At 52.7% G+C, this 18973-nt stretch carries 14 protein-coding genes and 1 pseudogene; 9 read left to right on the plus strand and 6 right to left on the minus strand.

Annotation, left to right across the window (positions count from 1 at the left end; all coding sequences use genetic code 11):
* Window positions 1–538: 538 nt before the first annotated feature.
* Window positions 539–2542 carry a M23 family metallopeptidase gene (locus tag SADFL11_RS24690; RefSeq protein WP_008188367.1) on the plus strand — a complete coding sequence of 668 codons (2004 nt, stop codon included), beginning with the start codon at window positions 539–541 and terminating at the stop codon, window positions 2540–2542.
* Between the two features lie 286 nt (window positions 2543–2828).
* On the opposite strand, the gene SADFL11_RS24695 is transcribed toward SADFL11_RS24690, so the two are convergent.
* Together SADFL11_RS24695 and mntR are read right to left on the minus strand one after the other, a co-directional pair.
* Window positions 2829–3641 (minus strand): phosphatase PAP2 family protein, encoded by an 813-nt coding sequence (locus SADFL11_RS24695; RefSeq protein WP_008188361.1) that lies wholly within the window; start codon window positions 3639–3641, stop codon window positions 2829–2831.
* A gap of 411 nt (window positions 3642–4052) precedes the next feature.
* Window positions 4053–4508 (minus strand): manganese-binding transcriptional regulator MntR, encoded by a 456-nt coding sequence (gene mntR / locus SADFL11_RS24700; RefSeq protein ID WP_040450248.1) that lies wholly within the window; start codon window positions 4506–4508, stop codon window positions 4053–4055.
* A 119-nt stretch (window positions 4509–4627) separates the two neighbouring features.
* On the opposite strand from mntR, the gene SADFL11_RS24705 reads away from it, so the two are divergent.
* From SADFL11_RS24705 to phnE, 4 genes are read left to right on the plus strand one after another with little or no spacing between them, the layout of a single operon-like run.
* The gene (locus tag SADFL11_RS24705; RefSeq protein ID WP_008188231.1) at window positions 4628–6481 is read left to right on the plus strand and encodes a cytochrome c peroxidase; all 1854 of its coding nucleotides are present in this window, start codon (window positions 4628–4630) and stop codon (window positions 6479–6481) included.
* The gene (locus SADFL11_RS24710; protein ID WP_008188307.1) at window positions 6481–7338 is read left to right on the plus strand and encodes a phosphate/phosphite/phosphonate ABC transporter substrate-binding protein; all 858 of its coding nucleotides are present in this window, start codon (window positions 6481–6483) and stop codon (window positions 7336–7338) included. The genes SADFL11_RS24705 and SADFL11_RS24710 overlap by 1 nt, the downstream gene beginning before the upstream one ends.
* Complete coding sequence (locus SADFL11_RS24715; RefSeq protein WP_008188375.1) at window positions 7335–8105, plus strand: phosphonate ABC transporter ATP-binding protein; 771 nt, start codon at window positions 7335–7337, stop codon at window positions 8103–8105. Before SADFL11_RS24710 ends, SADFL11_RS24715 begins: the two co-directional genes overlap by 4 nt.
* A complete protein-coding gene (gene phnE / locus SADFL11_RS24720) occupies window positions 8105–8848 on the plus strand; it encodes a phosphonate ABC transporter, permease protein PhnE (RefSeq protein ID WP_040450250.1) in 744 nt (247 codons plus the stop codon). The genes SADFL11_RS24715 and phnE overlap by 1 nt, the downstream gene beginning before the upstream one ends.
* Window positions 8849–9012: 164 nt before the next feature.
* Here phnE and SADFL11_RS24725 read toward each other — a convergent pair whose 3' ends face one another.
* Window positions 9013–9630 carry a transglutaminase-like cysteine peptidase gene (locus tag SADFL11_RS24725; RefSeq protein ID WP_008188219.1) on the minus strand — a complete coding sequence of 206 codons (618 nt, stop codon included), beginning with the start codon at window positions 9628–9630 and terminating at the stop codon, window positions 9013–9015.
* A gap of 541 nt (window positions 9631–10171) precedes the next feature.
* On the opposite strand from SADFL11_RS24725, the gene SADFL11_RS24730 reads away from it, so the two are divergent.
* Both SADFL11_RS24730 and SADFL11_RS24735 read left to right on the plus strand, forming a co-directional pair.
* On the plus strand, window positions 10172–10723 hold the full coding sequence (locus tag SADFL11_RS24730) for a DedA family protein (RefSeq protein WP_134853286.1): 552 nt from the start codon (window positions 10172–10174) through the stop codon (window positions 10721–10723).
* Between the two features lie 281 nt (window positions 10724–11004).
* A complete protein-coding gene (locus SADFL11_RS24735; protein ID WP_040450304.1) occupies window positions 11005–11985 on the plus strand; it encodes a L,D-transpeptidase family protein in 981 nt (326 codons plus the stop codon).
* Between the two features lie 39 nt (window positions 11986–12024).
* On the opposite strand, the gene SADFL11_RS24740 is transcribed toward SADFL11_RS24735, so the two are convergent.
* Together SADFL11_RS24740 and SADFL11_RS24745 are read right to left on the minus strand one after the other, a co-directional pair.
* A complete protein-coding gene (locus SADFL11_RS24740) occupies window positions 12025–12729 on the minus strand; it encodes a heparan-alpha-glucosaminide N-acetyltransferase (protein ID WP_265936783.1) in 705 nt (234 codons plus the stop codon).
* Between the two features lie 397 nt (window positions 12730–13126).
* Window positions 13127–15262, minus strand: a complete 2136-nt coding sequence (locus SADFL11_RS24745; protein ID WP_081450442.1) for a heavy metal translocating P-type ATPase — start codon at window positions 15260–15262, stop codon at window positions 13127–13129.
* 648 nt (window positions 15263–15910) lie between these two features.
* Between SADFL11_RS24745 and SADFL11_RS24750 the strand changes: the two genes are divergently transcribed.
* Together SADFL11_RS24750 and SADFL11_RS24755 are read left to right on the plus strand one after the other, a co-directional pair.
* Window positions 15911–16414, plus strand: a complete 504-nt coding sequence (locus tag SADFL11_RS24750; RefSeq protein ID WP_008188287.1) for a L,D-transpeptidase — start codon at window positions 15911–15913, stop codon at window positions 16412–16414.
* Window positions 16415–16829: 415 nt separating this feature from the next.
* Entirely contained in the window at window positions 16830–17318 is a 489-nt protein-coding gene (locus tag SADFL11_RS24755) for a L,D-transpeptidase (protein WP_407690697.1), read from the plus strand.
* A 250-nt stretch (window positions 17319–17568) separates the two neighbouring features.
* Here the strand turns inward: SADFL11_RS24755 and SADFL11_RS24760 are convergent.
* Window positions 17569–18920 (minus strand): annotated as a pseudogene (locus tag SADFL11_RS24760) (IS3 family transposase).
* Between the last annotated feature and the right edge of the window lie 53 nt (window positions 18921–18973).

Consider the following 18973-nt stretch of genomic DNA (forward strand, 5'->3'; position numbering starts at 1 on the left):
ATTTCATTCCGACAATTGCGAAATCGCTTGAACCTAAAGTGGCTAGAGGGTGTAAACAACTCACCAGTTTGGAAACCCGACTCAGGAACTTCTTATGGCCCAATCGCAATCTCGTGAATTCCTGGCAACAGGTAACGGCTATAGGTTTGCCCATTCTGCTGGACCGCGACGGGCCTGCGCGCGCTTACTGGCTAGTGTTCTGTGCCCCGACCAATGTAGCTAAAGAGGCCGGCAACGACCCAAAAGCTACGCGAACTCAGATCCCAGAATGCATTATAGCAGCGAGTATTAATCAGGACCGCGCCGATGCCGAAGTTTTAGACGTAACCCAGACACCCACGTTTTTCGTTAACGGCCGTCACCTTAGTTCGTTTGGCGAGGCAGAACTGCGAGCTTTGGTGAACGAAGAGGTAGCCTCTTCGCGGATGTAACCAACAACAAACGGGATATGTTCGAATGGTGATGGCAATCAAATGACACCGCGCTGCACGAACGAATTCGATCCACAAATTGGTTGCTTAACTTCCGAAAGATAGCAATGCACTTTGACGCTACCCAAAACCCCCAGTCCTCAAAAATCGAGCTCGGTCAAGAACCGCCGCTGCTTGGTTACGAAGGGGTGTATGGCATGTCGGACCGACGAGGGGTTTCACTGCGCTGGTTCGCTGGTTCAGCACTCACTGGCGTCACATCCCTGTTCTTGATGGGCGGCGCGCTATTCGCTGCCTTTGATGGCCAATACGAAGTTGAAAGGGCGAAATCCTCGAGTGCTTTATTGAATGAGTTGTCGATCTCGAACAACGGTTACAGCAAAGAAGACAGGTTTCTGCGATCGGCGACTGAATATTCCAGCAAGCAATTAATAGATGTGAATATTGTCTCCCGTGAGGGCGACAGAGACAACATTCGCGCTCAACCACATATTTTCATCAGCGCTACGCTTGCTACCAAGAAAGACCCGTCGCTTGCATCTCAAATTCCGGCCTTCAGTACGCTGAACATATTTTCTAGGAGTGCGGAGAAAGAAGCGACAGGGGCAACCGAGGGAGTTGCAACTTCTCTTCTTGCCGACTCGCTGTACGGTGTGAAATTGGCCAATGATGTCAGTATAAGCCTTACACCATTTCCATCATCGAACACGGATTTCGATTTGGACAAGACGTTGTCAGAATCGGAAATTGAATTGAAAGTTCGCAAATTTATCCGGACCCGTTCGGTGGATGCAACTAACATGGATTATGAAGCAGTGATTGATCCTGGGCGTTTCGACTTCAATTTGGCGCTTCAGCCAGATTTGGAGCGCTATGCGGTTCGGATAACGCCGGAAAACGTTTCTTTCGTGTCAAAACGCGATGACGATATTCGGTTAGCCGGAATGGATGAAAGCATTGTGCCAGTGGCTCAGGGGCAAAACCTTACGGGGACCCTCCTAAATCAGCAGGTTCCAGAAGTAGAAGCTGCATCGATCACACTTGCGTTTCAGCGATTGTATGGAATCTCCAAACTTGAAGACGGACAACGACTCCGAATAGCGTACGCGCCCTCACAGGACGATCCGGAGCGAAAGCTGCCCGTGCGTATCAGTCTGTATAGCGATACGAAACACGAAGCGACCGTTGCCCAATCAGACGGCGGCGATTACATCAAAGCCCGGCCGCCTAGCACCTTTCCAGCAGCAGCCTTTGCTGACGCGGATCGTGTCTCCCACAGCGGGCCAACGCCAGCGCTATACGATAGTCTTTATCAAACTGCACTTGAGCAAGACATACCAAAAAACGTTGTAAATGAACTTGTTCGCATGTTGTCCTTTAGCATCGATTTCAAGGCCTCCATTAGGCCTGGTGCTACCATAGAGCTGCTATACTCCAGAGATGACCGTAACTTCGGATCTAAGATCCACTTTGCTGCGCTGAGCAATGGCAAGACAACGCTGGAATTTTACCGTTTCCGGACGCCTGACGATGGAGCTACTGACTTTTATGATGCGTTCGGCCAAAGCGCAAAAAAGTTCCTGCTCAGGAAACCGATTGATGGTGGCAAGTTCCGATCCGGCTTCGGCATGCGTCGGCATCCCGTCTACAAATATTCAAGAATGCATAAGGGAGTGGACTGGTCTGCTCCGCGCGGGACACCGATCATGGCTGCTGGAGATGGTACCGTGATAAAGGCAGGTTGGAGTTCCGGCTATGGGAAGCGAACTGAACTTCGACACACCAATGGGTACACGACCACCTACAATCATCAGACCGGATTTGCCAAAGGCATAAAGGAAGGTGTTCGCGTCAAACAGGGACAAATCATAGGTTATGTTGGCTCGACTGGACTTTCAACAGGACCTCACCTTCACTTCGAGATGCTAGCTAATGGCCAACCTTTGGATCCAATGCGAGCCAGACTTCCAGAAGGACGCGTGCTCGATAGAGAAATGCGCGAAAGATTTGAGTCCGAACGCAGTGCAATCGACAACTTATTACGTGACGCCCGTAGGCCTCGAATTTTGCAACATGACTACAATGAGGAAGCGTTCAATCAAGCAATCTGATGTTGAACTACAAAGAGGTCTATCTTAGAGGTTTTTCGATCCTTTTAATTGCACTAAGGCCACCGCAAGTGTGCGTTACCATTAGGATCCGTGCCGCCGGTAACGCCAACAGTACTGCAACACGTTTACTGAGTGCTTGTTAGCTAGACTCAAAATACATTTCTGACGCGTCGTGTGCCGCAGTGCATGATATCGGAAGTCTTTGGCTGCAAATCTCCTCCGGCACGAAATCAGCGCCCATAAGATCAAACTCTGGGAAACGAAAGGTAATTCAATAAAATTTTGCTTACCGTCGCCTTAGTCTTTGAAAACTCAGTTGCATAAATCTTCCAAGAGCGGTCATCCATTCGTCCAACGAACGATCACTCACAATTGGCCGCGTTCTTTGAAAGAGCAGATGAAAGACTGCGAAACTGAGCAGCAGCGTTACGCCCCAGGAAATTAATGTGTCAGAAAGGAAGTGACCGCCGAATGCGATTCGGTTTAATGACAGGATGAAGCAAAGCGGCAACACGAATAGCAGCGTCGCTTTGCGCCACGTAGCGGGAACTAGAAAGGCGACTGAAGTCAACCAAATGGCGGAAGACGCTTCTCCAGAGACGAAAGAACAGTTTCGGTCACAATAGTCAGTGACTTTCCAGACAGTTTGATAGGGTAGGTCTCCGCCGAACTCAGCCACATGTTGCGGTCTCGGGCGACCCCAATTGTCCTTCAAGATCAAATTTACGAGCACGCCGGGGCCAAGAACCAGAGTCGACAGCAGAAACAAGGGTTGGCGGAGTGGCATGAGCGGTGGACGATCGGGGATAAGCAACTTCAGAACGAACACAGCAACACAAGTAGTCGCAACCACCTGAACTAGAAATATGCCGAGATACCTTACGTCTCTGAGAAACGCCATGTTCTTCGCCCAGAAACCGAAAACTTCTGAATAAAACAATCCGCTCGACCAAATATCGGCACCGGGAAAGATAAAGAAAAACAGCGACACGGCACAGACATACAACCCGATCGAAATCATCGGATGTGAAACACAGGAGTCGGTCAGCTTCTTTAGAATCGGCTTTGGGCTGTTTTCAATAGGTACTTTGTTCTTCATCGCCGGTATTTTGATCGAACTTCGAGGATTGATCCTATGCATCTAGAAGGTGTCCGAGGTGTTTCACAGGTGTCAAAATGCCGCCCGCTCCAACAAACCGGAGATGTGTTCAAGCGGACTTTCTGGGTTAACCGTCAACCTGTTGTTGGATGTCTCAATCCGGTTCATTCGAACGTCGATTGCTCGCGCTGGCCTTCTGCGTTGGAGCTGATCTTGCGTCGTCAGCTGTACAACTTGCGATTAGAGTTTCTGGCCGATCAAGGGTAAGTCGCTGCACGACCCACCGCGGGGTTCCAATTAGTTTTGTGGCTTCGCGTTGAGTGCACAGGTTGGTCCCATTCTACTCAATATGCTCTTTGCTGGGTTTAGAAGATTGATTTGACGAAATGTTACCACCAACTCGAGCCGTGCTCAGTCGGTGCCGGGCGCGTTTCTTTTCACGAAATCTTGAAACACTTTCAGCGTCTCTTCGCTGACATGATGCTCGATACCCTCCGCGTCTTGCTCGGCCACTTCTGCGGAAATTCCTAGTGTAACCAGGAAATCGACGACAATCCTGTGCCTCTTGCGGCAGGCTTCCGCCAGTTGGCGGCCCGCCTCAGTCAAACGTATATCGCGGTAGCGCTCCTTAAGGATAAGACCTTCTCGCTTCAGCCTAGCAAGATTTTTCGATACCGTCGGCTGCGCAACGCCAAGCCGTTCGGCAATTTCTACCGGACGCGCAGACCCGTTCAGGTGGATCAGTTCCGCGATGAGTTCCACATAGTCCTCGACCATTTCACTCTGGTGCGCGGTGCGCACAGCCTCGAACCCGCTGGCCTGTTCATCGACACTTCTATCGGACACCTTGGGTGAAGGACCGGTCATGAACGGAACACATCCTCTTTGTTTTCATGGTGATTGTGTATGCCGTGAAATTAGTCACTTGACAATGCGTTAGATCATCCTAAGAAATTTAGCCTAGTCTAAATATAATAGGCGCAGCTATGAAAACTCTCCTTGCCAGCGCAGCGATCTGCCTTGTTCCGCTAACCGCGCAAGCCACCGCAATCAAAGAAGCCCCCTGGGCTCCACGTGCAGCCGCTTATCGGCACACCTTGTTTCTGGGAAACCTTTCCCCAGTCCCCTGGGAGAAAATTGAAGCCAGCTGGAACCGCGCCGTTCCAGGCAGCTCACTGCCGTATGCCGCGGTTTCCAGAGCAAGTGACGAGGAAGCCGCTGCTCTTAACAGTGCTCTTCAAGTGCAGGACAGGCAGGCGCTGTTTGAAGCGGCAACGGTCATCGTTGCTCAGGGGATACTGCGTCACCTGGAAAATGCGGATGCCAGGCTCGGAACTCCAGAAGCAGCCACTGAGTTGGCCAAGGCCGAAACGCTTTACCGCGCCTTTGAAGATGCTATTCGCGCCGCCGATGAGCCTGCCGCTCGCCAGCTTGGCAGGGCATGGCTCATCCTAAACTCGTCCCTGGGCAGTGGCGGCGTTCTGGGCCAAGGCGGACAGGAAAGCAACAAGGCAGAATTCGCAAACGCCCGCAAAGATGTTTCCGATTACATTCGTACCAACTACTTGCCGGCAGAATTTGCAACTCGTGACAAGCTGGCTCCTGTTCCGGAAACGGTTTTCCTTTCTGGACCGGAAGTGAAACTGCCCGCAACATTGCCTCCGGGATCAAACATCGCCGATCAAAGCGAGCTGCCGCGCCTTATTCTTCAATTCGAGGAAGCCGGTGAAGACGAAGCCAACCTGCCGCTTGTCGCTTATGGCGACATGCTGTTTGACAGTCCTGAGATCTTCGGCGGTCCGGCGCAGGAACTTGGGATTGCCTGTTCCACCTGCCATAACAGATCTGACATCAACAGGGAGTTCTTCATTCCGGGCCTCAGCTATCGCCCCGGGGGGATGGATGTCGACGGTGCTTTCTTCAATCCGATGTTCAATGACCGGAAGGACGATCACCTCGATACGCCGTCGATGCGCGGTATACGGTTCACCGCGCCTTATGGCCGTGACGGACGCGAACCCAGTCTGCGCCGCTTCATCCGCAACGTGATCGTTACCGAATTTGCCGGCAAGGAGCCGACCCCGTTCCAGCTTGATGCGCTAGTCGCCTATGTCCGTGAGTTCGACTGGCTGCCGAACCCGAAAATCGACCGGGCAGGCCGGCTGACCGACAAGGCCTCCGACGCGGCAAAGCAGGGTGAAGCCATCTTCAATACTGATTTTCCAGGACTGAACGGCAAGTCCTGCGCGTCCTGCCACACGCCGGATCAGAACTTCACGGATGGACTGACACACGATATCGGGAGCTCAGAGCGGCCTTTCCCCGGAGGCACGGCCACAGCCTTCGAAACGCCAACGCTGCGCAACATTAACTTCACCGCCCCCTATATGCATGACGGTTCGCTGCCGACGCTGGCCAGCGTTGTGGATTGGTTCAACGACACCAGGAATCTTGGGTTGGACGAAGAGCAACGAGCAGACCTGACGGCGTATCTGGAAGCCATCGGCGATGGCGAAGAGCCCTATCAGCGCTTTGAAGGCCGTGACAGTGTCTTCCGCCTGTCCTGGGAAGAGCTGACCACCTTCGCGTCGACCCTGGACACACTTCTGCCCGCCCGTGATGCCCAGAATATCGCGTTGCTCATCGACACGGTTGCGCCGGATCTTGCAGCCGACGCCAGCGTGATGACCAATCAGGCGGCAAAACCCGAAATCTATGAACTCAGCGCTATCCTGAGGGCCGTGGGCGATGCCAGCGCTGAAGGAGACTGGGGCGAGGCGGAACAGCAATGGCAAAAGTTCAATACCATGCAGGCCGCAATTGACGAGAGGATGTTTTGATGCTGAACCGCCGCACGTTCCTGGCCGCTGCCTCCGCCAGCTTCGTCCTGCCGGCTCTCGCTGCCGAGGAGGGCCTGACCTTGGCCTTCATTCCGCAGGAGAACCCGGAAAAGCTTCTGGGAGATATCAAAGTCATCACCGGCTGGCTGTCGGAGCACATGGGTGTCCCCGTCATCGGTTTCGTCACTTTTGACCATGCAGCCGCAGTCGAAGCGCTTCGAAACGGCGATGCCGACATTTCCTTCATGGGCGCCCTACCATTTGTTCTCGCGGAAGATCAGCTCGGAGCCGTACCGCTTTTGTCGGAAGTCTATCGGGGTCAGCCCAGCTACTCCGGACGGGTCTTCGTCCGCAAGGACAGCGGCATTGAAACCCTTGCCGATCTCAAGGGGCGTGACATTGCCTTCGCAGACCCTGTATCGGAATCCGGTTATATTTATCCACTGGATCTGTTTGTCCGCGAAGGCCTGATCTCCGGAACTGATGACGCCGACAGCTTTTTCGGCCGGAAATTCTTCGCAGGCGGATACCAGCAGGCGATGCAGGCCATGGCTAACGGACTGGTCGATGCCGCCGGAGCGAGCCAATATGCGGATCTCTTTTTAACGCCGGACCAGCAGGCAGAAGTCAGGGTTCTGGCGGAATCGGAACAGATCCCGAGTCATGCGGTCATTGCACGCCCCGGTCTCGATGCCGGATTGCAGACAAGGTTCGTTAACGTGATGCTTAGCCTGAACGATCCGGAAAACCGCTATCTGCTGGCCTATCTCTACGGCCCGGACGGCTATGTTACCGCTGACCCGGAGGTCTATGAAGGCGTTCGCGAAACCGCTCGGCGTTATGGTTTCCTGAAATGAGCGTTGCCGCTGCCCTTTGCGATGTCACGCATCAGTTCGACGAACATCCTGCCTTGTCGAATGTCTCCCTGACTCTGAAGGCAGGAGAAAGCGTTGCGTTTCTGGGGCCGTCAGGGGCGGGAAAGTCAACTCTGCTGGCACTTCTTGACGGGCGGTTGCGGAACTGGCGCGGTACGGCAGAAGTTCTGGAGACAACTTACTCCGCGACAGCGCGTCCGCCCAGAGACGCAAGATCGGACGTCGGGTTCATTTTCCAGGAATTCGCGCTGGTTGACCGGTTGAGCGTTTACCAGAACGTGATGAACGGAAGGCTTGGCCGGATGCGGACCTGGCAATCGCTCTGGAGTCGCTTCGGTGAACGCGATCACCTTGTCGTCTCCGGTGTTCTAGAGGATACCGGATTGACCGATCTGGCCGCGCGCCGCGCGGACAAACTCTCCGGCGGACAACGGCAACGCACCGCCATCGCACGGTGCCTGGCCCAGGAACCGAAACTGATCCTGGCAGACGAACCGGTCAGCAATCTCGATCCGGCCAATGCCGAGAAAATTCTCGGCCTGATTACCGCCGCCGCCCGCAAACGCGGCATCACCGTCGTTTTCAGCTCGCATCAGCCGGAGTTGTCACAGCGTTTCGCCGATCGCATCATCGGCCTGCGCGACGGCAAACTGCTCTTCGACCGGCCCTCGGGGCAGGTAAGCGCTTCCGATATTTCGGAGCTTTATCATGGCGCGTCTCCGAGCGCCGAACTGCGAGTGGTGAGCTAATGTCACGCGCCGTGACCTGGCTTGTGCTGGCCGCTGCCATCTTGTGGTCACTGGGAAGCGCCGATATGGGATTGGAAAAGCTCCCCGGCGCAATGGCGCGCCTGGGCGAATTTTTCGGCCGGATGCTGCCGCCAGACATGTCCATTTGGCCGGAAGTTCTGCAAGGTCTGGCGGAGACCCTGCGCATTGCCATCCTTGGAACCTTCTTCGCCGTCCTGTTTTCCGTCGTTCTTGGCATTTTGGCAGCGGAAACACTGGTTCCGCCGGCAATCTGGCGGCCCGTCCGATCGCTGCTTGCGATCGTGCGGGCAATTCCGCTGATCCTGGTTGCCATGCTGATGGTCGGTGCAGTCGGCCTTGGACCGTTGCCCGGTATCCTGGCAGTGACATTTCACGCGACGGGTATGCTGGCGAAATTCTACGCCGAGGCGATCGATACCGTCTCGCCTGAGCCCGTGAAGGCACTGGAAAGCGCGGGCGCCAACAGATTGCAGCAATTGCGCTGGGGGATCTGGCCGCAAATGGCGCCGGTGGTCCTGCGCGATACCGTCTTCCGGTTCGAACTGAATTTGCGCGAGAGCCTGATTCTCGGCATCGTCGGCGCGGGCGGCATCGGCCTTTATGTTCAGACCTACGTCCGCTCGTTTCAGTACGACAAGGCCGCGACAGTGACGCTGGCGATCATTGTTCTCGTGCTGCTATCAGAAGCCGTGAACACCGCTTTGCAGAAACGCTTCTCCTGATTAGATGTGCAGCTTTTCGAACTTATCATGATGTCCAAAGAAGCTGCGGCCTTAAGAACGCAATTAATTCCGAAGCCTAATCAGCGGGCTCATTCCTCACTGTTCTGCGCATCAACTAAGACCGCAGTCCCAAAGGAAGGCTCCTGGACGTCTAGAGTAAACCGTTACTTCCTTGGTACGCTGGCAACAGTGGTCACGCGGGCGTCGTCAATCCCGGTCCAAAGCGCGGCGGAATACGGAGATTGACGTTTAATGTATCGGTACGGCGTCGAATACCAAGGCAGAACTGTTTCAGCTTGGTTGTCCAATATCATGTCTCCGTAGTCTGTGCGGACTGTCAGCACAGCATGACCACCATTCTGGAGGTCCTTTGCGACGGTGATTAGCAGAGTGCTGCGCGGCCATCCCGCATTTAGAAGCTCTCGTTGCTTTTCAAGGACATATTCCTCACAATCTCCATATCCGCCGTCTGGGTAGGTCCAATACTCTGGTTTGCCATAGAGATCGTCATCGGTCATTGGCCGAACACGACGATTTACATCCGTGTTAATCGCGAGCAATTCCTGCCATCTTTCTTCCGTCAATTTTACGACGACCGGCTCATAGCGTTCATTTGAACAAGCACCAATGTTGTCTTGGCAAAACTGTACGTATCCGATGGGTGCTTTTACGTCTTGGTTCATGTCCATAAAGCGCCCGGTATCGGCTGACGCAGACGCGGAAGAAGTTACCAACAATGCCAGAAAAGTTGTTGGCAGAAGTATATTTTGTAGTCTTTTCATCCCAAAGCCCTCCCTTAAGGCTGGCCTCACGATGTCATCTTGAATTTTATTTGAATAAAAGCTTCGCGGTAAGTATTAAATCAAATAAAAAGAAATATATACAAATATTTGAATTGCTTTTTACTATAAATCTAATTAGACTTGTCTAAAATTTTATCTTTTTCCTGCAACCGACTGATATGCTTACATTTCTTCCGTTGATGGTCCTTGAATTAAATAAAGGAGGATTTGGCGTGCCCCCTGACAATCGAGAGTTTAAAAAGAAATCCAGAAGGCAATTCAGGTGAATATTTCGGAAAGTTTTTTGGAGGCAGAGCAACCCATTGATTGGATCGCCGCGACCAACCGAGGTTCCACAGCATACGTCCAACAACTACAGGCGGCCTGATCCCGCTCGTGACAATTCAACCTTTTTGAGAATGGCCTTACGGCCGAAAAAGACGGCCCTCGCAGAAAGCCTCTCACTGCTACCTTGGAAAAACAATCCAACACAGTTCCAACGTCGTAGGTACAGTACCGATATGTTGGCTGGGTATTGTCGATGGACGCGCTTGAAGAATGGATCAGATTAAATTCGTACTTGGTATACGGGATACTTTTTTTCTATTGTGCGATGAAAAGTGGGGCTCTGCCGCTGTTTGCTGCTATCTTTGCCAGCACTGGTGATCTTTCGATATTTGCAGTATCTGCGGCATCCTTTCTTGGCGGATACTTAGGAGATGAAGCACGGTTTTATCTTGCGCGGCGATATGGTGACTATTTGACAAGCCGGCTGCCAAGATTAGGTGTGATTGTCAAACGAGCTGAAGGCTTGCTTGCGAGGCACGGAGCCAAATACATTTTTTTGTACCGATATCCAAAAGGTATGCGAACGATCGGCGCATTTCCGGTCGGGTTAAGCAATATGTCCTGGTTGCGTTTCACTGTTTTCAACGCAGGATCTGCTGCCTTGTGGACCATGTTGCTAGTTGCGTTTGGATATGTGTTTGGTGTTGCGATAGTAGAGACTGTAGAACGTAACTGGGGCTGGCTTAGCGTTGTCGCGCTAGGGGTATTCGCAGTTTGGTGTGGCTTGTCTATCGCAATAATTTGACGAGTGCGCAAAAGGGATTACGAACCCCCTAGTGTCAAAAACAAATAATAACCACTTTTCCCGATAATTAAATGTGCAGCTACTGTGCTTGTATATGTAACAGCTCTGTTCTTTCTGAGTTGCGAGAGAGCCAAAAGCTCTCGACGAATTCGTACAGCGCGGAAATCGAATAATGAACACAGCTCTCCCGAGATGTGAGTCTCCTAACGAAGTGTCAGGTAGTTATGCATTTGGAGATGTTTAAACAGGCACAAATCGCCCGTAGGGTGCTGAGTGTGAGCATGACAATTTTCACGCTTCTGCTCGCGGGATGTGTAGGTTCGTCACTCGAAATGGAATCACGCGGAGAAATTGCAATTCCATACAAGGTCACGGCGTTGATGCGCAACAAAGGGGTCAAGGGATCGGATCCCGTTTTTATCCGAATTTTTAAACAGGAAAGTGAGCTTGAGGTTTGGAAAAAAAGACGCGCCGGCGATTATGTCCTCCTAAAAACATACGAGATGTGTCGTTGGTCCGGCGATCTGGGTCCCAAACGAGCAGAAGGTGATCGCCAGGCACCTGAAGGCATATATGAAGTCACGCTCGGGAGGCTAAACCCCAACTCCAAGTATTTCCTTTCATTTGATTTGGGGTATCCGAACAAACTCGAGCGCGCGAAGGGTTACTCTGGAACTGCGCTCATGGTCCACGGAGCCTGCTCGTCTTCCGGGTGCTTCGCAATCACAGACGAGCAAATCACCGAAGTGTATGCTCTAGTTCGGGACGCATTGCGCGCCGGGCAACCTTCCGTGCAGGTGCAATCACTCCCTTTTCGCATGACACCTGAAAATCTTGCGAGGCACTACGACAATCCAAACCTCAGTTTCTGGCTGGACCTCAAAGAAGCTTCCACCACGTTCGAAGTCCTGCGGCGTCCGCCAGAATTCCGATTTTGCGAAGGAAGATATCGTTTTGGAGCAGCGAAGGACCCAGGAGCTGACTACGGCCCACTTGGACAGTGCCCGCAGTTGGAACAACCACCGCAAAGAGTTTCAGAAAAGATTGCTGCTGACCTAAGCTCAGTTGAACAACTTCGGGAAGGGGGCGGCAATATCGTAAGTTCTTACGCCGACGGTGGAATGCACTCTAGGTTTCGAAATGTTCTTTTGGAAAGGGGAGCTGAATTCCTCGCGAGGAAAACATCGAGTAGCGCCGTACCGGTTAGCAGACCAAAAGCAGCGCTGTCCGACCCATACAAACCTTTGTTGTCTCAGCAATGAATTTTTTTGGTGTTGTGAAATTTAATTGGAGCCTCTGCCTTAGCGAAGCATTCGCGCGACGGGCAGAATGATAACGAGGAGCAATGGCTGGTGAACCAAGTATATCAATAAACTGTTGCGCCCCATCCAGGATAGGATCCTGGTCAGTTTGGTATTGTGCAGATCGGGAAATGAGCGTGAATCGCCGCTCTTTTTGTAAAAAATCTTGGCTAGAAAAACGCCGATCAAGGTCAATCCGGCCCATGGCAGAATTGGAACGAAATCGTTGCTGGGTGGGGGGGAACTAGACACGCCAATCCATGCGAGCCACCGGGTGTTGAACAGTTCCAATTTTAAGAACTGCGGCAGGATGAGTAAGCCAGCTCCCGAGATTAGTGAGACCAGGGCGGGCAAATTTAGAAACAGAACACCCAAAAGAGAAGAAACCGCAATCGCGTGCAAGATGCCGAAAAAAATGTAGGTCTGCGGAAATGCGATCCACGTGACGAATGAAATCGAAATCGCAGCTGCACCGATCATCGCCACACGTGTTACAAATCTATTTAGTTTGAGTCCTTTACCGTGCGCAAGGACAAGGCTCACGCCAACCAGAAACATGAAAGTTCCGGCGAGCAGGCGGCCGAATGCAAGCCAAACAGGATGGAACGCGATTCCGTCGATTAAACCTGAAAACTCGAGATCCCAAACAAAGTGAAAAAGCACAACGCCAAAAATAGCAACACCGCGAACGGTATCGATCAGCAAAATTCGCTGATTTGATAGACTTTCGTGATCATTGCCTGAACTAATCATCTCGCGGGCAGTTAAACCTCTTTCGGCCACAGAAAACGTGATTGGTACATCATTGTTCTAACCGGGAAGACCTGCAAACCCAGTTTGGCGGACCGGCTCTAAATTCCAAGTGAACGAATGGTGCTGAAATATCCCGATCAATATTGGCTACGAATGCTTAACCATACTGGGTCGTCAAAGTGCACCAAGCACCTGACGGTGGCCAAAGATACAGTTTTGTCGCAAAGTTTTCTTCGGCGGTTTTGTTTGGTCTGAAATCCTGGAAGGCGTTCATTTAGTCTCGGTAATGTCGATTAGAGCTGTTTCACTTGTTGAAAACGCTGCGCATCCAGCCCCAACCCGCTTGAATTCAGGTTTCCCCTTTCCATGCCAGGAGCCGCATAGCATTTGCGGTGACGAGTACTGTTGCGCCTGTGTCGGCAAGGATTGCTGGCCAAAGACCGGTTACACCCAAAACGGTCGTCACCAAAAACAAAGTTTTCAGGCCCAGAGCCATCCCCACGTTCAGTTTAATGTTCCTCATCACCGCATGAGACAGGTTTATCATCTTGGCAACGTCCATCACCCGCCCATGCAATATGGCAGCGTCGGCAGTTTCAAGTGCCACATCCGTGCCCCCTCCCATGGCGATGCCGATATCCGCGGCGGCCAGAGCCGGCGCGTCGTTGATGCCGTCTCCCACCTTGGCAACTTTCAGGCCGTCCGCGCGTAGTTCATTCACGACCCGTTGCTTGTCTTGCGGTAGAAGGTCCGCACGCGGCTCGATGCCAAGCGTGTCTGCAATCGCCGTGGCAGTTCGGGTGTTATCGCCCGTCAGCATCAGCGTGCGGATTCCCTTCGTCTTTAAGGAAGCGAGACCGTCTATCGCATCTGTCCTTGGTTCGTCACGCATGGCGAAAAGAGCGGAAACCTTGTTGTCTACAAGCAGCACAGAAACAGTTTTGCCCTCGGCATTGAACGCATCTACAACCGCAATCTGATTTTCAGTCATGCTGACCCGGTCGCGAGCAGCGGTCGCGGATCCAAGAAAAACCGGCACACCGCCAACCCGCCCTTCGACGCCTTTCCCGGTGACCGCGCGTGCTTCGGATGCAGGCGGAATGGGTGCATTCTCCGAGGCAGCCTTTTGCAAAACTGCGAGAGCAAGTGGATGGTTCGATCCCTGCTCCAATGCTGCCGCAAGGCTCAGCAACCGCTGATCGCTGCTCCCAAATGACCTGATATCGGTAACCACCGGCCGTCCTTCTGTGAGAGTTCCGGTTTTGTCGAAAGCCACCGCCGTTATCGCTGAAAAACCCTCAAGCACGGCGCCCCCCTTCATTAGGAGGCCGCGCCGAGCCCCGCTCGCCAGACCGGCGGCAACTGCCGCCGGTGTGGAAATAACCAGGGCGCAAGGGCAGCCAATCAAGAGAATGGCAAGTCCCTTGTAGATCCATTCGCTCCAGTCAGCGCCAGCAAAGACTGGCGGCACCGTCGCAATAAGAGCTCCCAACACAAGAACCCCTGGCGTATAGTAGCGTGAGAACCGGTCAATGAACCGCTCGGTCGGTGCCTTACTAGATTGTGCCTCTTCGACCAGACGGACCACGCGGGCGATCGTATTATCGTCGGCGGCAGCAGTCACTCTGATGCGCAAAACTCCGTCTAGACTAATGGTTCCTGCATATACTGTGTCCCCCTGTGACTTACGTCTGGGGACACTCTCGCCGGTCACAGGTGCTTCGTTTATCTCGGACGAACCTTCAGTGATTTCCCCATCTGCGGCAATACGATCACCCGGCCTCACAACGATGACGTCGCCAACAGAAAGCCTATCTGCGGGCACTTCCGAGATGGTATTTCCTTGTTCCAGATAGGCAGTCTTTGGAATCAAATCGGCGAGGCCCGCAATACTGGCCCGCGCACGCTCAGCAGCAACACCCTCCAACATTTCACCAACCAGAAAGAGAAAGACTACAACAGCAGCTTCTTCGGTTGCCCCTATCAGCACCGCACCAACCGCCGCGACAGTCATCAGCGTTTCTATTGAAAACGGGCTGCCCAATGTGGCGGCCACAAACGCACGGCGCGCCACCGGAACGAGACCGACTAGCATAGCAATCAAGAACGCCCAATACGCCGCTTCCGGAATTAGTTGGCCAATCAAAAAAGCACTGATGAGTGCCATGCCGCACGAAATCGTCAACAGAGCCTTGCGTGTCCTCCACCATGGTTGATCCGCAACATGGCTCGCATGGTTTTGCGACATGGGTTCGGCCGGCGCGATGCCAAAACCGAGGTGCCTTACCCGCTGCATGACCTGGTTTTTGGAAACCGTACCGTCATGGCTGATCGACAAACTGGCTCCGGGCACGGATACTGCCACCTCCTCAATCCCCGGCAAGCGGCGTAAAGCGGTGTCGATCTTTGAAGCGCATGAGGCACAATCCATGCCTTCGACTCTGAAACGGACTATTAGTTTTGAACTGTCGGGGTGTATAGTCATTTGCGGCCTCTTGCACTTTCTCTCTGCAAGATAGCCTCTCTAGTAACTAGAGCTTCAAGTGACGCAGGCGATTTTTTTCAATTTCACAGCTTTGTCAAAGTGCTGGCGTTTCAAATTTCATTTTCCGTTTTCGCAGTTATGGATTTCTTGAGAATTTATCTGTACGTATTGCGAATGCGTAAGTGGGTCTTAACCATACTGATTGTGTTTTATACGGGGCTTCATTCCGCCGCCGCAATTGGTGCTGCCCAGACAGCCGGGGAGCCGGTGCTTCCAGACCAAAAAGCAGTTCAAAACGCCTCGATCGTGTCCGAAACACTCACGTCGCATAACCTCAGGTGCTGCAATCGAACAAGCAACCAAGCAAAATCTCAAAAACCAGCCAAGTGTGGAGTCGATTGCGTGTCAATTGCGGGTTCGTTGGAACCGAGATTTTTGAAGGCGGAATTGGTTTTGGAAGATACTGTATTGCTTGGCCTTTTTTCCAAAGATCCAAAGCCAGAAGACAGGCCTCCAAGAATTTACTGACACGTGACAGCTTTATCGCTGCAAAGCTTCCTGCGATCGCTAGTAATTTTTTGGAGAAAAGCGATGATTACTCGTCGTAATTTACTCATTGGCTCCGTCGGAGCAGTTGGAGCCTTTGTCATGCCTGCTTATGCACATGACAAGAAACAGTTCAAGATCGACCCCAAATTCGAACCGCAATCCGTACGATACTTTTCCTATCCTCCTGGGACGATAGTTGTCGATACGAAAAATCATTTCCTCTACCTCGTTCAGAGTTTCGGCAGGGCGCGCCGCTATGGAATTGGTGTCGGCAAAGCGGGATTGTCGCTGAAAGGGGAGGCGGTAATAAAACGCAAGGCGGAGTGGCCAAGCTGGCGTCCCACCGCAAACATGATACGTCGTAACCCCGGCAAATATCGGAAATACGCAAATGGTGTCCCTGGTGGACCGAATAACCCTCTTGGATCAAGAGCGCTTTACCTTTATCGAAACGGTCGGGACACCATGTACCGGATCCATGGAACCACCGAACCTTCCTCTATCGGTCGATCCGTCTCTAACGGCTGCGTTCGGATGATCAATGCTCATGTTGAAGATCTCTATGAACGCGTGCCTTTAGGCACAAGAGTGGTCGTTTTGTGAGTACCCAATAGCCGAAAACTCTGGTCAGGCACGTGGCTGCATCCGGCGCGTGCCTTTACAAATGAGAGCTGCATTAGCCCAAGAAGACAGAAACCCAAGTACGAGCTTTGGACGATCATTTGTCGAGCGTTTCATCTGACCGCTTTGATCGACTTTTACGTATGGAGAGAAAAAGCATTATTTGGTTGATCTGAAAGGTCTTGGCTATTTCCCCAAACAAACAAGTAGTATCTGAATGACTTACCTCTCAAGAAGATCCTTTCTTTCAGGATCGGCATGCTTTGCTAGCGTCGTTGTTAGCGGATGTGCCTCTGACAAGGCACATATAAAACCAGTGCCATATTCTGAAGACCCAGCCTACATATCGATGTATGGCGCTATGCCAACCGAGCGGTTTCCGCTACCGGCAATTAACTTGAAAAAAGTACCAGAGCGTTTCTACCGCCAGCAAGTTGATTACAACACTCCTGAAAAAGTGGGCACACTTGTTGTCGACACGCAAAACTTTTATCTCTACCTGGTTCAGGAAAACAAAAAGGCAATGCGATATGGAGTGGGGCTTGGTCGGGCCGGATTCGAATGGTCAGGACGGGCTCGGATTGCGCGCAAGACTGAGTGGCCCAAATGGACACCACCAGAGGAAATGATCGAGCGGGAACCGGAACTCGAGAAATGGAGTTGGCGGAACGGTGGAATGCCTCCCGGGTTGGAAAATCCTCTAGGAGCGAGAGCGCTTTATATTTTTCAGGGAAATCGCGACACGCTCTATCGCTTACATGGAACTTCTGAATATTGGACAATTGGCACCGCGGTTTCCAGCGGCTGCGTCAGATTGATGAACCAAGACATAATCGATCTTTTTGGACGGGTGCCTGTCGGGTCACCGATTGTAGTATTGTCGTGAACCGACAATCGGTAAATTCAGCTGGTTACGGGGACGATGTACGGCGAATTGTCAAATTGTCCCTTATAACTCTGGGATCGATTGTTCGGCCGCACGGCCTTAACAGCTCACAAGGCCGCAGTAACCAAACATCGCGGCAATCCGATTTGATCGCACCATGCGTTAGCTGCGGCATGTTGTCCGTCGTCAGATGATTTGGGGCAGGATTGCCTGATCGGTCACGGAGGATCTGGCTCATTTTTCTTTTAGTTTACGCTGTGCTCTGACGGTGCAGCAAGCGGCGTCTGTGGATTGTCCGTTCTTTGATCTCCTTTCTTCGTCTGAGGATTGTTTCGCCCCTGCCAAAGTAAACATCGGCTGGTGTTAGATTGCCGAGGCTTTCATGATAGCGCTGATGATTATAGTGCTCGATGAACGCGCCGATTGCCTGTTCGAGTGCGCCAGGCAGGTAGTAGTTTTCGAGCAGGATGCGGTTCTTGAGCGTCTGGTGCCAACGCTCGATCTTCCCCTGTGTCTGTGGATGATTGGGGGCGCCGCGGACATGGTCCATGCCCTGATCCTCGAGCCAATCAGCCAGGTCGCCGGAGATATAACTGCTGCCATTGTCACTGAGCAGGCGCGGCCGGTGGGTGACGGTGACGCTGTTGCAGCCTGAAGCAATCAAGGCCTCCTCAAGGGTAGCAGTGACGTCTCCGGCTTTCATGGTCGCACAAAGCCGCCAGGCAACAACGTAGCGGCTGTAGTCATCCAGGATTGTCGAGAGATAGAACCAACCCCAACCGACAACCTTGAGATAGGTGAAGTCGGTTTGCCAAAGCTGGTTTGGCCGAACGGTCTTCTCATGGAACTCATCTGCTGCCTTGATGGTGATGTATGACGGGCTCGGGATCAGGTCCTGCGCTTACAGAAGCCTATAGACACTGGCCTCGGAGACAAAATAGCGCTCTGTATCGGTAAACCGGACCGCCAGTTCTCTGGGCGATAGATCAGGTTCTTCCAACGCCAGATCGACGATCTGTCGGCGCACGGCATCAGGGATGCGGTTCCAGACCCGACCCGGTCGTGACGACCGGTCCGCAAGCCCGGCCTCGCCAAGCGACAGATACCGGTCATACCAGCGATAGAAAGTCGTCCGCGGGATGCCCAGCATGTCCAGGGTTCGCTTTGCCGGAAGATGTGACTGTTCGACGATGCGAATGATATCGAGCTTCTCGGATGCCGGATATCTCATTCGTCGTCTTCCCCATCGCCGGTCATGCTTTTTTTGAGTAGTCGGTTCTCCAGGGTCAGATCGGCAACGGCCTCCTTCAACGCCGATGCTTCAGCCCGAAGCTCCTTCACCTCCGGTGCCGTTGCCTGTCGGCTCGTATCTCCTGCAAGGCGCCGTTTCCCGGCTTCTAGAAATTCCTTTGACCAACTGTAATAGAGGCTCTGGGCAATACCCTCGCGACGGCACAGTTCGGCGATGCTTTCTTCGCCGCGCAAGCCTTCGAGCACGATCCGTATCTTCTCTTCGGCGTTGAACTGCCGACGGGTCTTGCGCCTGATGTCTCTGACAGCATTCTCGGCCGACTGTTTTTGCTTCCCGGATTTCATTCTCATCTGCACTCCTTGACGGTTACGATGAGCCTGAAATCCTCCGTTATGCAATTAAT

This window comes from Roseibium alexandrii DFL-11, from assembly GCF_000158095.2.
GTDB classification, from domain to species: Bacteria; Pseudomonadota; Alphaproteobacteria; order Rhizobiales; family Stappiaceae; genus Roseibium; species Roseibium alexandrii.